The 12848-nt window shown below is 66.2% G+C and carries 14 protein-coding genes; 3 read left to right on the top strand and 11 right to left on the bottom strand.

Annotation, left to right across the window (positions count from 1 at the left end):
• From RTX79_RS16120 to RTX79_RS16170, 11 genes are all read right to left on the bottom strand, one after another.
• Positions 1 to 385: HvfA family oxazolone/thioamide-modified RiPP metallophore (locus tag RTX79_RS16120; RefSeq protein WP_312684762.1), on the bottom strand; the 385-nt coding region annotated here is incomplete at its 3' end.
• Positions 386 to 655: 270 nt separating this feature from the next.
• Positions 656 to 1363, bottom strand: a complete 708-nt coding sequence (gene phoU, locus RTX79_RS16125) for a phosphate signaling complex protein PhoU (protein WP_312684763.1) — start codon at positions 1361 to 1363, stop codon at positions 656 to 658.
• A gap of 32 nt (positions 1364 to 1395) precedes the next feature.
• Complete coding sequence (gene pstB / locus RTX79_RS16130; protein WP_101100120.1) at positions 1396 to 2226, bottom strand: phosphate ABC transporter ATP-binding protein PstB; 831 nt, start codon at positions 2224 to 2226, stop codon at positions 1396 to 1398.
• Between the two features lie 19 nt (positions 2227 to 2245).
• The gene (pstA, locus tag RTX79_RS16135) at positions 2246 to 3109 is read right to left on the bottom strand and encodes a phosphate ABC transporter permease PstA (RefSeq protein WP_057507732.1); all 864 of its coding nucleotides are present in this window, start codon (positions 3107 to 3109) and stop codon (positions 2246 to 2248) included.
• Complete coding sequence (gene pstC / locus RTX79_RS16140) at positions 3109 to 4077, bottom strand: phosphate ABC transporter permease subunit PstC (RefSeq protein WP_123699440.1); 969 nt, start codon at positions 4075 to 4077, stop codon at positions 3109 to 3111. Before pstC ends, pstA begins: the two co-directional genes overlap by 1 nt.
• 85 nt (positions 4078 to 4162) lie before the next feature.
• Positions 4163 to 5254 (bottom strand): phosphate ABC transporter substrate-binding protein PstS, encoded by a 1092-nt coding sequence (pstS, locus tag RTX79_RS16145; RefSeq protein WP_312684764.1) that lies wholly within the window; start codon positions 5252 to 5254, stop codon positions 4163 to 4165.
• A gap of 439 nt (positions 5255 to 5693) precedes the next feature.
• Entirely contained in the window at positions 5694 to 6713 is a 1020-nt protein-coding gene (pstS, locus tag RTX79_RS16150; RefSeq protein WP_042614357.1) for a phosphate ABC transporter substrate-binding protein PstS, read from the bottom strand.
• A gap of 202 nt (positions 6714 to 6915) precedes the next feature.
• The gene (locus RTX79_RS16155) at positions 6916 to 8127 is read right to left on the bottom strand and encodes an OprO/OprP family phosphate-selective porin (RefSeq protein ID WP_312684765.1); all 1212 of its coding nucleotides are present in this window, start codon (positions 8125 to 8127) and stop codon (positions 6916 to 6918) included.
• A gap of 183 nt (positions 8128 to 8310) precedes the next feature.
• Positions 8311 to 9000 (bottom strand): endonuclease III, encoded by a 690-nt coding sequence (gene nth, locus RTX79_RS16160; protein WP_312684767.1) that lies wholly within the window; start codon positions 8998 to 9000, stop codon positions 8311 to 8313.
• A complete protein-coding gene (locus RTX79_RS16165) occupies positions 9000 to 9356 on the bottom strand; it encodes a hypothetical protein (protein WP_312684769.1) in 357 nt (118 codons plus the stop codon). The genes nth and RTX79_RS16165 overlap by 1 nt, the downstream gene beginning before the upstream one ends.
• A 3-nt stretch (positions 9357 to 9359) precedes the next feature.
• Entirely contained in the window at positions 9360 to 10154 is a 795-nt protein-coding gene (locus RTX79_RS16170) for an enoyl-CoA hydratase-related protein (RefSeq protein WP_428696025.1), read from the bottom strand.
• Between the two features lie 168 nt (positions 10155 to 10322).
• On the opposite strand from RTX79_RS16170, the gene RTX79_RS16175 reads away from it, so the two are divergent.
• From RTX79_RS16175 to RTX79_RS16185, 3 genes are all read left to right on the top strand, one after another.
• Complete coding sequence (locus tag RTX79_RS16175) at positions 10323 to 11024, top strand: FKBP-type peptidyl-prolyl cis-trans isomerase N-terminal domain-containing protein (protein ID WP_057507738.1); 702 nt, start codon at positions 10323 to 10325, stop codon at positions 11022 to 11024.
• Positions 11025 to 11123: 99 nt separating this feature from the next.
• A complete protein-coding gene (locus RTX79_RS16180; protein ID WP_312684770.1) occupies positions 11124 to 11936 on the top strand; it encodes a CoA pyrophosphatase in 813 nt (270 codons plus the stop codon).
• Positions 11933 to 12838: a sulfurtransferase gene (locus RTX79_RS16185; RefSeq protein WP_312684771.1), complete on the top strand. Its 906-nt coding sequence runs from the start codon at positions 11933 to 11935 to the stop codon at positions 12836 to 12838. Before RTX79_RS16180 ends, RTX79_RS16185 begins: the two co-directional genes overlap by 4 nt.
• Positions 12839 to 12848: the final 10 nt, after the last annotated feature.

The following is a 12848-nucleotide window of genomic DNA, read 5'->3' on the forward strand; positions in this document are numbered from 1 at the left end:
GCGCCGGCCCGGTCGTGGCTGCGCCGCAGGCGCCTTCGGCGTGCTTGACCTTGCTTGCACCGCACTTGCCTTCGCCGCACTTGCCCTCGGTCTGCTTGGAGACGCTGGCCGGCATCATCGCCGCACCGCGCGGCGCTTGCGCCGGCCCGGTCGTGGCTGCGCCGCAGGCGCCTTCGGCGTGCTTGACCTTGCTCGCACCGCACTTGCCTTCGCCGCACTTGCCCTCGGCCGCCTTGGCCGCGGCCGGGGCCGTCGCAGCGCCAGCCACCTGGTAGCCTTGGCTCAGGTGCTGCTGGCTCAGTGCCGAAGCCGCGCCGGTGATACCCAGGCCGGCGGCCAGTGCACTCGCGGCGAGCAGCTTCATGTGCTTGGAGGAGTTCGTCATCGTGGTAGTTCCCTTGCAGTGGAAAGAATGGCCCGCACGTCGCGTGGCACGGCAAGACTGCAAAGGCGCTGGTCCCGGAATCATCACTGGAATCAAAACGTTTCGTTACAAGTGGCGCAAAGCCTCTGCCAGCCGCCTTTACGCGGAGGAACAGGACCGGTCCAGCGGCGCAATCCTCGGCAAATCCGTGCCATTTACGAGCCGATTACGCCAAAAAAAAACCGCCACCCAAGGGCAGCGGTCGTCATGCGGCAGTGTCTTCGGCGGGGCTCAGATGTCGCCGGCGCTGGAGGTCTCGTCGCGCTTCTCGCGCGGCGGCAGCGGCTGCTCGCCATGCACCAGGAACCAGACGTTCTCGGCGATGTTGGTGGCGTGGTCGCCGACCCGCTCCAGGTTCTTGGCCATGAACAGCAGGTGGGTGCACGGGGTGATGTTGCGCGGGTCTTCCATCATGTAGGTCAGCAGCTCGCGGAACAGCGCGGTGTACTGCGCATCCAGCCGTGCGTCGTCCTCGCGCAGCGCCAGCGCCGCGTCCACGTCGTTGTCCCGGTAGGCTTCGATGGCCCGGCGCACCTGCACCGCGGCCAGCCGGCCCAGCGCACGCAGGCCCTGGATCTGCGGCAGCGGCGGCACCTTGCCCAGCGCGATGGAGCGCTTGGCCACGTTGGCGGCATAGTCGCCGATGCGTTCGATATCGGCCGGGATGCGCAGGCCGGCGAGGATCTCGCGCAGGTCGCGCGCCATCGGGCCACGCAGCGACAGGCGCATGACGTCGTGGCTGATCTGCTGTTCCAGCGCGTCGATGGCTTCGTCGTTGGCGATGATGCGGCGGGCGGCATTCTCGTCGCGCTTCTCGATCACGTCCATCGACGCCTCGAGCTGGGCCACGGCCATCTCGCCCATGCGCACGATTTCGGCCACCAGGCGCTGCTGCTCTTCGTCGTAACTCTTGACGATGTGGTCGTTGGGAAGGTTCATGTCTGTGCTCTCGGAAGGGGGCGTGCGGCGGATCAGCCGAAGCGGCCGGTGATGTAGTCTTCGGTCTGCTGCTTGCTGGGCTGCGAGAAGATCACCTCGGTCCGGTCATGCTCGATCAGGTCGCCCAGGTACATGAAGGCGGTGTAGTCCGAAACACGCGCGGCCTGCTGCATGTTGTGGGTCACGATGACGATGGTGTAATCGTGCTTGAGCTCTTCCACCAGCTGTTCGATGCGGCTGGTGGAGATCGGATCCAGCGCGGAGGTCGGTTCGTCCAGCAGCAGCACGTCCGGGCGCAGGGCGACCGCGCGTGCGATGCACAGGCGCTGCTGCTGGCCACCGGACAGGCCCAATGCGCTCTGGCCCAGCTTGTCCTTCACTTCGTCCCACAGCGCGCCCTGGCGCAGCGCATGTTCGACGCGGTCGTTCATGTCCGCCTTGGACAGTTTCTCGTGGTGGCGGATGCCGTAGGCCACGTTCTCGAAGATGGTCATCGGGAACGGAACCGGCTTCTGGAACACCATGCCGACCTTGCTGCGCAGGCGGTTCATCGGGTACTTCGGCGACAGGATGTTCTCACCGTCCAGCAGCACTTCGCCGCGCGCTTCCAGCTTCGGGTACAGGGCGTAGATGCGGTTGAAGATGCGCAGCAGGGTCGACTTGCCGCAGCCGGACGGACCGATCAGCGCGGTGACGCGCTTTTCCGGCACTTCGATGTCGATGCCCTTCAGGGCATGGAACTTGTCGTAGTAGAAGTCCAGTCCACGCGCGGCCAGCTTGACCGGCGCCGGGGTGGCAAGCGATTCATGCGAGGCCGGCACCACGATGCGCTGCATCGGCACGGCGTTGGAAAGATCGTTCATGGCAGTGTCCGCGGAAAGGTCAGTCATGGGAGATACGGTTGCGCAGCAGGATGCCGCGTGCGCTCAGGCTGATAAGGAGCACGAAGACGGTCAGCACCAGCGCGCCGGCCCAGGCCAGCACCTGCCAGGATTCGTACGGGCTGCCGGCGAACTGGTTCATCACCACCGGCACCGAGGCCATCGGCTGGAACACGTTGCTGCTCCAGTACTGGTTGCCGAAGGCGGTGAACAGCAGCGGGGCGGTCTCGCCGGAAATGCGTGCCAGCGCCAGCAGGATGCCGGTGACGATGCCGGCCGACGCGCTGCGGTACAGCACCTGCACGGTGACCTTCCACTGCGGGATGCCCAGCGAAAGCGCCGCTTCGCGCATCTGCGAAGGCACCAGGCGCAGCATTTCGTCGGTGGTGCGTACCACGACCGGCAGCACGATGAAGGCCAGCGCCAGCGCACCGGCGAAGGCGGAGAAGCTGCCGCCGGTCTGCATCACGAACAGCGTGTAGACGAACAGGCCGAGCACGATCGACGGGGCCGACAGCAGGATGTCGTTGACGAAGCGGACCACGGTGCCGGCCTTGCGGAAGTTGCCGTACTCGGCCAGCCAGGTGCCGGCCAGCACGCCCAGCGGGGTGCCGATGCCGATCGCCATGGCGCACATCACCGCGCTGCCGTAGAAGGCATTGGCCAGGCCACCTTCCTGCATGGGCGGCGGGGTCATCTGGGTGAACAGCGCCCAGTTGATGCCCGGGATGCCCTTGGAAAACAGCGTCCACAGGATCCAGCCGAGGAAGAACAGGCCGAACAGCGCGGTGACGACGGACAGCAGGATCGCGATGACGTTGCCGATGCGGCGGCGCAGGTACAGCGATTCAGTGGCAGTGGACATCAGTTGCCCTCCTTGCGGGACAGGCGCATCAACATCAGGCGGGCGATGGCGAGCACCACGAAGGTGACGATGAACAATACGAAGCCGAGCAGCAGCAGCGCCGAACGGTAGGTTTCGGTGGCTTCGCCGAAGTCATTGGCGATCAGCGCGGCGATGGTGGTACCCGGCTCCAGCAGCGACGGCGACAGGCGCACGCTGTTGCCGATCACGAAGGCCACGGCCATGGTCTCGCCCAGGGCGCGCCCCAGGCCGAGGAAGATGCCGCCGATCACCGCCGAACGGGTGTAGGGCAGCACGATGTCCCAGCTGACTTCCCACTTGGTCGAACCCAGCGCATACGCCGATTCCTTCAGGCGGGTCGGCACGGTCAGGAATACTTCGCGCATCACCGAAGAGATGAACGGAATGACCATGATGGCCAGCACGAAACCGGCGGTGAGCATGCCGATGCCCAGCGGCGGACCCTGGAACATCGGACCGATGATCGGCCATTCGCCCAGGGTTTCGTTGAGGAAGGGGGTCACATGCTCGGTCATCACCGGCACCAGCACGAACAGGCCCCACATGCCGTAGATGATGGAAGGAATGCCGGCCAGCAGTTCGATGGCGGTCCCAACCGGGCCACGCAGCCAGCGCGGGGCGACTTCGGTCAGGAAGAAGGCGATGCCGAAGCTCACCGGTACGGCGATGACCATGGCGATCAGCGCGGTGACCAGGGTGCCGTAGATCGGTGCCAGCGCACCGAATTTGTTCTCCACCGGATTCCATTCGGAGGAGTAGAAGAAGCTCAGGCCCTGCGCTTCCAGGGCGTGGCGACCGCCCCACAGCATCGACAGCGCGGCGCAGGCCAGCGCGGCCAGGACGAAGATGACGGTGCCGACCAGCACCCAGCGGAACAGGCGGTCGTTGCGGGCATCACGCGTATCACGCGTGGAAGGTACGGCGGCAGGCTGTGCGATGGCATTCATGGGATGGGCGGCGCGGCCAGTTGGGGGCGGGGTGATGCGGTACGCAGAAGGACGGTGCCCGCGCGGGGCGGGCACCGTGCGGGCATCACTTCAGTTCGGTGCCCCAGTAGGCTTCGATCTGGGTGACCAGCTCGGCCGGCAGCGGCACGTAGTGCAGCTCGTTGGCCTGGGTCTGGCCGTTTTCGAAGGCCCACTTGAAGAACGCCAGCGCGTCCTGGTTGCGCTTGGCATCCTTGGGCTGCTTCTGCATCAGCATGAAGTTGGTGGCGGTGATCGGCCAGGCCTGCTCACCCGGTGCATTGGTGATGACCAGGTTGAAGTCCTTGGCGCTGGCCCAGTCGGCGCTGGCGGCCGCGGCGGCGAAGGTTTCAGCGCTCGGCTGCACCCAGGTGCCGGCCGCGTTCTGCATGGAGGTGTACGGCATGCTGTTCTGCAGGGCGTAGGCCAGTTCGACGTAGCCGATGGAGCCCTTGATCTGCTTCACGTACGAAGCCACGCCTTCGTTGCCCTTGCCACCCACGCCGTCCGGCCACTGCACGGAGGTGCCTTCGCCGACCTTGCCCTTCCAGTCCGCGCTGACCTTGGACAGGTAGTTGGTGAAGTTGAAGGTGGTGCCCGAACCGTCGGAGCGGTGGACCAGGGTGATCTTGCCTTCCGGCAGGGTCACGCCCGGGTTGGCGGCAATGATCGCCGGGTCGTTCCAGGTCTTGATCTTGCCGAGGAAGATGTCTGCCAGCAGGGTGCCACTCAGGCGCAGCTTGCCCGGCTCCAGACCTTCGATGTTGACCACCGGCACCACGCCGCCGATGGCCGACGGGAACTGCGCCAGGCCGGACTGGGCCAGCTCTTCGCTGCTCAGCGGCTTGTCCGACGAACCGAAATCGACGGTGCCGGCCTTGATCTGCGCGATGCCGCCGCCGGAGCCGATCGACTGGTAGTTGATCCTGGCGCCGCTGGCGGCGTTGTAATCGGCCGACCACTTGGACACCAGCGGGAAGATGAAGGAAGCGCCGGCGCCGGAGACTTCGGCGCTGACCTTGTCACCGGCGGCCGGGGCCGCAGCGGTGGAGCCGTCAGCCGGCTGCTGGGCGGTCGGTGCTTCGTTGCCGCCGCAGGCCGACAGGCCGAGGGCAATGGCCAGGGAAAGGGTGGCCAGGCCGGCCTTCTGCAGTTTCATGCGTCACTCCATAGCGGTAGGTTGCCGGTCTGTCCGGCGGTTGCGGCTATGAAATGATGTTTTTGTTACAACCTGATGACGCAGGTGACAGCCTACCCGCAGCGCCCCTGTTGACGGGCCTTTCACGACCCCGCGCCGTCCAGCCAAGCCACCTGCGCCACCCGAACTGCGCGGCTTCTGCTCTCGCCTTTCACCCCCAACCGCGCCCGCAGTCTGTCCCAGCGGTGCCGGGTGGGGTAGTGCAGGACGCTGAGCCGCATGGATGCGGCGTCGCAGCCTACAAGGACGCACTTGCGGCGTGTCCTGCACTACCCCACACGGCACCGCGTGCATGCAGGAAGACCGGGCGCAAAAAAAAACGCGCAACCCTGGAAGGTCGCGCGCCCCGGAAAGGGCCGGCGGAGGGAGAGAGTCCCCGCCGGCCCCATGCCTCGATGGATCAGTACTTCAGGTTCTGCGTCCAATACGTTTCGATCTGCTGCACCAGGCTGTCCGGCAGCGGCACGTAGTCCAGCTGCTTGGCCTGGTTGTCACCGCTCTTGTAGATCCAGCGGAAGAAGTCCTGGGTTGCCTTGGCGTTGGCCACGTTGCGCGGCTGCTTGCGCACCAGGATGAAGTTGGTGGCAGTGATCGGCCAGGCCTGGGCGCCCGGAGCGTTGGTCATCACCAGGTAGAAGTCCTTGGCGTTGGCCCAGTCGGCGCTGGCGGCCGCAGCGGCGAAGGTGGTGTCCGACGGCTGCACGACATTGCCGGCGGCGTTCTTCATCGATGCATAGGACATGCGGTTCTGCAGGGCGTAGGACAGTTCGACGTAGCCGATGCCGCCCTTGATCTGCTTGACGTAGGCAGCGACGCCTTCGTTGCCCTTGCCGCCGATGCCGGCCGGCCACTGGACCGAGGTGCCTTCACCGACCTTGGTCTTCCACTCCGGGCTGACCTTGGACAGGTAGTTGACGAAGTTGAAGGTGGTGCCCGAACCGTCCGAACGGTGGACGATGGTGACCTTCGCGGCCGGCAGGGTCAGGCCCGGGTTCAGCGCGGCGATGGCCGGGTCGTTCCAGGTCTTGATCTTGCCCAGGAAGATGTTGGCCAGGGTGGCGCCATCCAGCTTCAGCGCGCCCGGGGCGATGCCGGCCACGTTGATCACCGGCACCACGCCGCCGATCACCGACGGGAACTGGGCCAGGCCTGCAGCCGCCAGTTCTTCCGGCTTCAGCGGGGCATCGGAGGAACCGAAGTCGACCGTGGCGGCCTTGATCTGCGCGATGCCACCGCCGGAACCGATGGACTGGTAATTGACCTTCTTGCCGGTGGCGACGGTGTAATCGGCCGACCACTTGGACATCACGGGGAAGATGAAGGACGCGCCGGCGCCGGTCACATCAGCGGCGTTGGCGGCGAAGACGGACGACGCGGCCAGGATGGCGACGGCGGCGCGCGACTTGAAGGCGTGGATCACGGGGATGGCTCCTGGGTGGTGGACGGGTGAGTACCCGTCGTGTCGCTGCACATTCCATAACGATTGCGTGACACCAACGCGACTGTCACATGACGCATCCATGACAGCGCGAAAAAGCTTCCGCGGCCGATGGGCCCGCAAACGCAGAAGGGCACGGCGCAATGCCGTGCCCTCCACGATCAGCTGACTGCAACTGCGGGGCTTACCAGAAGAACTGCAGGCGCGCTTCCAGGATGTTCGGGTCGTCGTTGACGAAGCCACGCGCGCTGGAGCTGTACTTCTGGCTGTCCACCATCACGTAGTTCAGCGCGAACTTGGTGTTGGAACGCCAGTAGTAGTTCACGCCCACGGTCCAGATATCCATCTTGCCGCCCAGCACGCCGTCCACGATCGGCGGACGACCGGCGACCGGGTTGGCGCTCAGGTTGCCGTCGTTGAGGTCCATGTGGTCGTAACGTGCGCCAAGCTGCCACATGCCGCTGCCCGGGTTGTCCGGCAGGCCGGTGCCCGGCACGCCGCCCTTGTAGCCCCAGGTCTCGCCGGTGATGTTCCACAGGCCACTGACATAGAAGCCATCGCTGGTGTAGTTGTCGTTGGCCATGCGCTTGGCCTTGCTGCTGTAGTACTCACCCTGCGCCTTGAACGGGCCGCCGATGTACATCGCTTCCACGCCCAGCGTGGTGACGCGGTCGGTGTCGACCATGTTGCCGCTGTCGACGAGGCGCACGGTGGCCAGGTCGGCGTTCGGACGGGCACGCACGCGCAGGGTATCTGCGTCGGTGTCGTAGGCCACGTAGCTCAGGCCGAAATGCAGCACCTGGCCCTTTTCGTTGATCGGGGCGAAGGTGCCGCGCGCGCCGTAGCCGCTGCCGTGGGCCAGGTTGCGGGTCAGTTCGCGGCCGAAGGCGCTGGCGGTCACCGACCAGTTGTCCTGGCCGTAGCCCCAGGCGCCGCCGAGGCGACGCGCCACCGCGTAGGTGTTGGTGACGGCGGCCTTGGAGATGAAGTCGTTGTTCTTGGTGCTGGACAGCTCTTCCAGGCTGTTGGGCTGCTTGTACTGGCCCAGCTGCAGGTAGTGGTTGCTGTTGCCGCCCAGCTTGTACTTGATGTTGGTGTCGAGGAACTTGTCGGCCTTGGCGTCGTAGCCGACCACCCATTCCACGTTGCCCGGGCCCTTGCCCTTGAGCACCAGTTCGGCGCGGCGCAGCTCGAACTCGCTGTCCTTGCCGTTGGCTGCATCGCCGCCGTTGAGGTCGGCTACATCGTTGTCGAACCAGTTGCCATCGGCCTGGACCAGGCCTTCGAAGGTGATCTCCGAACCGCCGATCACATCGATGGCCACTTCAGCGTGGGCGGCCGGGACGAACAGCGCAGCCGCAACGGCCGCAGTGAGAAGTTGGCGATGCAGTTTCATGGAGAAAGTAGCCTTGCAGGCAGGTGGGAAGATGCGCGCAGGCTAGATCGTGAAGATTGCGTAAATATGACAGTTCGCGAACGGCAGTCGGCCGCCAGGGGCCTTGCCCACCAACAAGGTGCCTATCAGGCCCGACCCATATGACGGCAGGATTGCGTCCCGATGGCAGCGCGTGTGCCCGCGTCAGGCGGCCAGCGTCTTGTCCTTGAAGCGGCACAGATCGCGGATCACGCACTGCGGACAGTCCGGTTTGCGCGCCTTGCACACATAGCGCCCGTGCAGGATCAACCAGTGGTGCGCATCCAGCAGGAACTCCGCTGGAATCGCCTTCATCAGCCCGTCCTCGACCGCGCGCACGTCCTTGCCCGGTGCCAGCCCGGTTCGGTTGGAAACGCGGAAAATATGCGTATCCACCGCCATGGTCGGCTGCCCGAAGGCAGTGTTGAGCACCACGTTGGCGGTCTTGCGGCCCACGCCGGGCAGGGCTTCCAGCGCTGCGCGGTCCTGCGGCACCACGCTGCCGTGCTGTTCGACCAGCAGGCGGCAGGCGGCGATCACATTCTTCGCCTTGGCGTTGAACAGGCCGATGGTGGAGATGTAGCGCTTCAGTCCTTCCTCGCCCAGGTCCAGGATCGCCTGCGGCGTGTTGGCCACCGGAAACAGCTTGCGCGTGGCCTTGTTGACGCTTACGTCGGTGGCCTGCGCGGACAGTGCCACGGCCACCAGCAGCTCGAACGGCGAGCTGTATTCCAGTTCGGTCTTCGGGTGCGGATTGAGTTCGCGCAGCCGGGTGAACATTTCCACCACGTCGGCGCGCGGCATCTTCGCCGTACGCCGCGCGGGTGCGCGTGCGGTCTTGCTGACGGTAGCCATCAGTTTCCTTTCGGTGCGGCGGCGCGCGCCTTCGCGCGGGCCAGGATCGCCGCGGCGGCAGAGGGCAGGGCGGGCTTCTGGTCGGGTGCCGGCGGCGGTGCACGGCGCGCGTCGCGCTCGGCATCGCGGCGCGCCAGGCGTACCGCGCGTGCCCGGTAGCGCTCACGTGCCGCCCAGGCCTGGCGCAGCTGGTGCTGGGCCTGCAGCAAGCGCTGCGGCAGATCCGGATGCCCGGACACCCGGCTGCCATCGGCATCACCGGGCGCGTACTCCATCAGGCCAGCCTGCACGGCGCCATCCAGGTCGTCGGCCAGCACCCGCTGCAACAACAGCGCAGGGTCGATCACGCGGGCCATGGTTCAGCGGTTCTGGAACATGGCGGCACGCCGCTCGAGGAAGGCGCTGGTGCCTTCACGCATGTCCTGGGTGGCAAACAGCAGCCCGAACTGCGCACTTTCGTATTCCAGCCCCGATTCCAGGCTGCATTCACCGCCCACGTGCACCGCATCCAGCAGCGCACGCACGGCCAGCGGCGCCGCGTTTGCCAGCCGCTCGGCAAGTCCGGCTACCCGCGCATCCAGGTCATCGGCGCTGGCGACCTCGTTGACCAGCCCCAGTTGCAGCGCCCGCGCGGCATCGATCGGGGTGCCCAGCAGGCACAGTTCCAGCGCTGCGGCGCGCCCGCACAGGCGCAGCAGGCGCCGGCTGCCGCCGAAGCCGGGAATCAGTCCCAGGGTGATCTCCGGCTGGCCCAGCCGGGCGGTATCGACGGCAATGCGCAGGTGGCAGGCCATGGCCAGTTCCAGCCCGCCGCCCAGCGCGAACCCGTTGACGCGCGCGATGACCGGCTTGGGCATCCGCTCGATCTGACGCATAAGGCGCTGGCCCAGAAGGGAAAAGTCCCGTCCCTCCACGGCCGAGAGGGTATTCATCTCGCTGATGTCAGCCCCTGCAACGAAGGCTTTCGGCCCGGCGCCGGTCAGGATCACGACGCGTACGGCCGGGTCCTGGGCGGCCTGCTCGAAGGCTGCAGCCAGTGCGCGCAGGGTTTCCCCGTTGAGCGCATTGAGTTTCTCCGGCCGCTGCACCGTCACGGTGCGGATGAAACCGTGGTCCAATACGACAACGGGGGCGGCAATCGGGGCGTCGGCCACGCTGAATCTCCAGAAACGTTAAAAAATAGTGATGTTGAACTCTTGAAACGCAGTCAGGTCAAAGCCTGCGTTGTCAGTAGCGGAACCCCCCTCGCGGCCGCTATCCTAACCCGTCGCCTCAGGGCGGCGAAAACGCCCCCTGAGTTACCACCCCTGGAGAATTGTTTGATGAAGTTGCGTTCTATCGCGGTCGCCGTCGCGGCCCTGGCCCTGACGGGCAATGCCTTCGCCCAGGACGTTGCGTCCGAAAAGGGCAAGCTCAGCTATTACTTCGGTTACGACTACGGCAACAACCTTGCCGAGCTGACCGGTCGCGGTGAACAGCTGGACATCAACTCGGTGGTGAAGGGCCTGCAGGATGCCTACGCCAAGAAGCAGCCGGCCATCACCGCCGACCAGCTGAAGCCGGCCGTTGAAGCGTTCCAGAAGCGCGAGCAGGGTCGTGCGCAGGCTGCCAAGGCCGAGTACGACAAGGCTGCTGCTGAAAACAAGACCAAGAGCACCCAGTTCCTGGCCACCAACAAGGCCAAGTCGGGCGTGCAGACCCTCGCCAGCGGCGTGCAGTACCGCGTGATCGAAGCCGGCAACGGCGCCAAGCCGACCCAGGCCAGCACCGTGCAGCTGGAAGTGGCCGGTCCGTTCCCGTATGGCACCCGCCCGGCTGAAGCCCGTCCCGCCCAGCAGATTCCTGCGATGAAGCTGAGCGAAGTGGAAATGAAGGCCATGCGCGAGACCCTGCTGCAGATGCCGGCCGGTTCGAAGTGGGAAGTCACCCTGCCGCCGGAACAGGCCTACGGTGCGGACCCGCGTACCCCGTTCCCGCCGAACGTGGCCGTGCAGTTTGAAATCAAGCTGGTCAGCGTCAAGTAATCAGCAACACGGTTCTACCCGACGCGCCGGTGGCTTCCACCGGCGCGTTTTTGTTTGCGCCGGGTGCCGGCCGTGGCCCATTCGCGGTAATGTACGGCGGTGCAAACCACGGAAAATACAGCACGTGCCGTGCCCAGTCCCTGCATTGGAAAATGCGAACTCGACCCGCATCGGTCGTGCACCGGCTGCCTGCGCAGCATCGACGAAATCGCGCGGTGGTCGTCGATGAGCGAGCGCGAACGGCAGCACGTCATGCACCATCGGCTGCCGCTGCGCGAGCAGCTCCGCGCTTCACTGGAAGGCTCGCTGGCCGACCACCAACGCCTGATGCGCGCGCTGCATCCGCTGGATGCGCCGCCCCAAGGTGATGGCTGGAACCGCAGCGAACTGATCGACCTGCTGCCCCCCGGACCGCTGGTCGAAGCGGCCGTGCTGGCCGGTATCGTGCCGCGTGCCACCGGCGCGCAGGTGATCCTCACCCGCCGCACCGAAGCGTTGCGCCAGCATGGTGGCCAGGTGGGTTTTCCCGGCGGCCGCACCGAAGCCGATGACGCCGATGCGGTTGCCGCGGCGTTGCGCGAAAGCAACGAAGAGATTGCGTTGGCGGCCGGCCAGGTGCAGGCGCTCGGTTATCTGGACCCGTTCGTGACCATCACCGGTTACCGCGTGACGCCGGTGGTGGCGGTGATCGATCCGGCCTTCAAGCCCATTCCATCTCCTGATGAAGTGGCCGATGTGTTCGAAGTGCCGCTGGATTTCCTGATGTCTCCGGACAACCTGCGCCACGTGGAAATCACCCATCGCGGGCGCGTGCGCCATGTCCTTGAATACAGCTGGCCGGGCCAGCGGATATGGGGCGCCACCGCAGCCATCCTGTACAACCTGCGCCGTCGCCTGGAGCAAGTGCAATGACCGACATTGAAGGACGCTGGAACCCGCTGGTCGACGCGGCATCATTGGCCGCGATGCTCGACGCCGATACGCTCCGCGTGGTGGACGCACGCGCCACCGCCAGCACCGCCGTGCGCGTGGTCGATGCGCGGTTTTCGCTGACCGATGCGCAGGCCGGGGCTGCGCAGTACGCCGCCGGGCACATTCCCGGTGCGGTGCATGCCGATCTCGACCACGATCTTTCAGACAAGCGCAGCGTGGGCCACGGCCGGCATCCGCTGCCGGACAGCGCAACCTTTGCTGCCACCGTCGGTCGCTGGGGCATCGGCCCGGACACCCAGGTGGTGGTGTATGACGCGGCCGAAGGCAGCATGGCCGCCGCACGCCTGTGGTGGCTGCTGCGCTTGATGGGGCATGCCCGGGTGTCCGTGCTTGATGGCGGCTTCGCGGCGTGGCAGCAGGCCGGTCTGCCGGTAAGCACGAAGGTCATCCCCCCCGCCGCCCTGCCGCCGTATCCCGGCCGGCTGGATGGCCGCCAGGTGGCAAGCGCGGACGAAGTAGCGATGCGGCTGAAGCATGCCGCCGGCTGGCTGGTCGATGCACGCGCCAACGAACGTTTCCGCGGTGCAGTGGAGCCGCTGGATCCGGTGGCCGGCCACGTACCCGGTGCGGTCAACCGTCCGTTCGCGTTGAACGTGGTGGACGGCAGGATGCGCCCGGCCGATGAGCTGCGCGCCGAACTGCAGCAGGTGATCGGCGCGCATGATCCCGCGCAGGTGGTGCTGATGTGTGGATCGGGCGTTACCGCCTGCCATCTGTTGCTGGCGATGGAATCGGCCGGCCTGCATGGTGCACGCGTCTACGCCGATTCGTGGAGCGGCTGGATCAGTGACCCGGCCCGGCCGGTGGCGACCGGCGCGTAATCCATGCGTG

Origin of the sequence: Stenotrophomonas chelatiphaga, from assembly GCF_032054965.1 — a bacterium.
In the GTDB taxonomy this organism is placed as follows: domain Bacteria; phylum Pseudomonadota; class Gammaproteobacteria; order Xanthomonadales; family Xanthomonadaceae; genus Stenotrophomonas; species Stenotrophomonas chelatiphaga.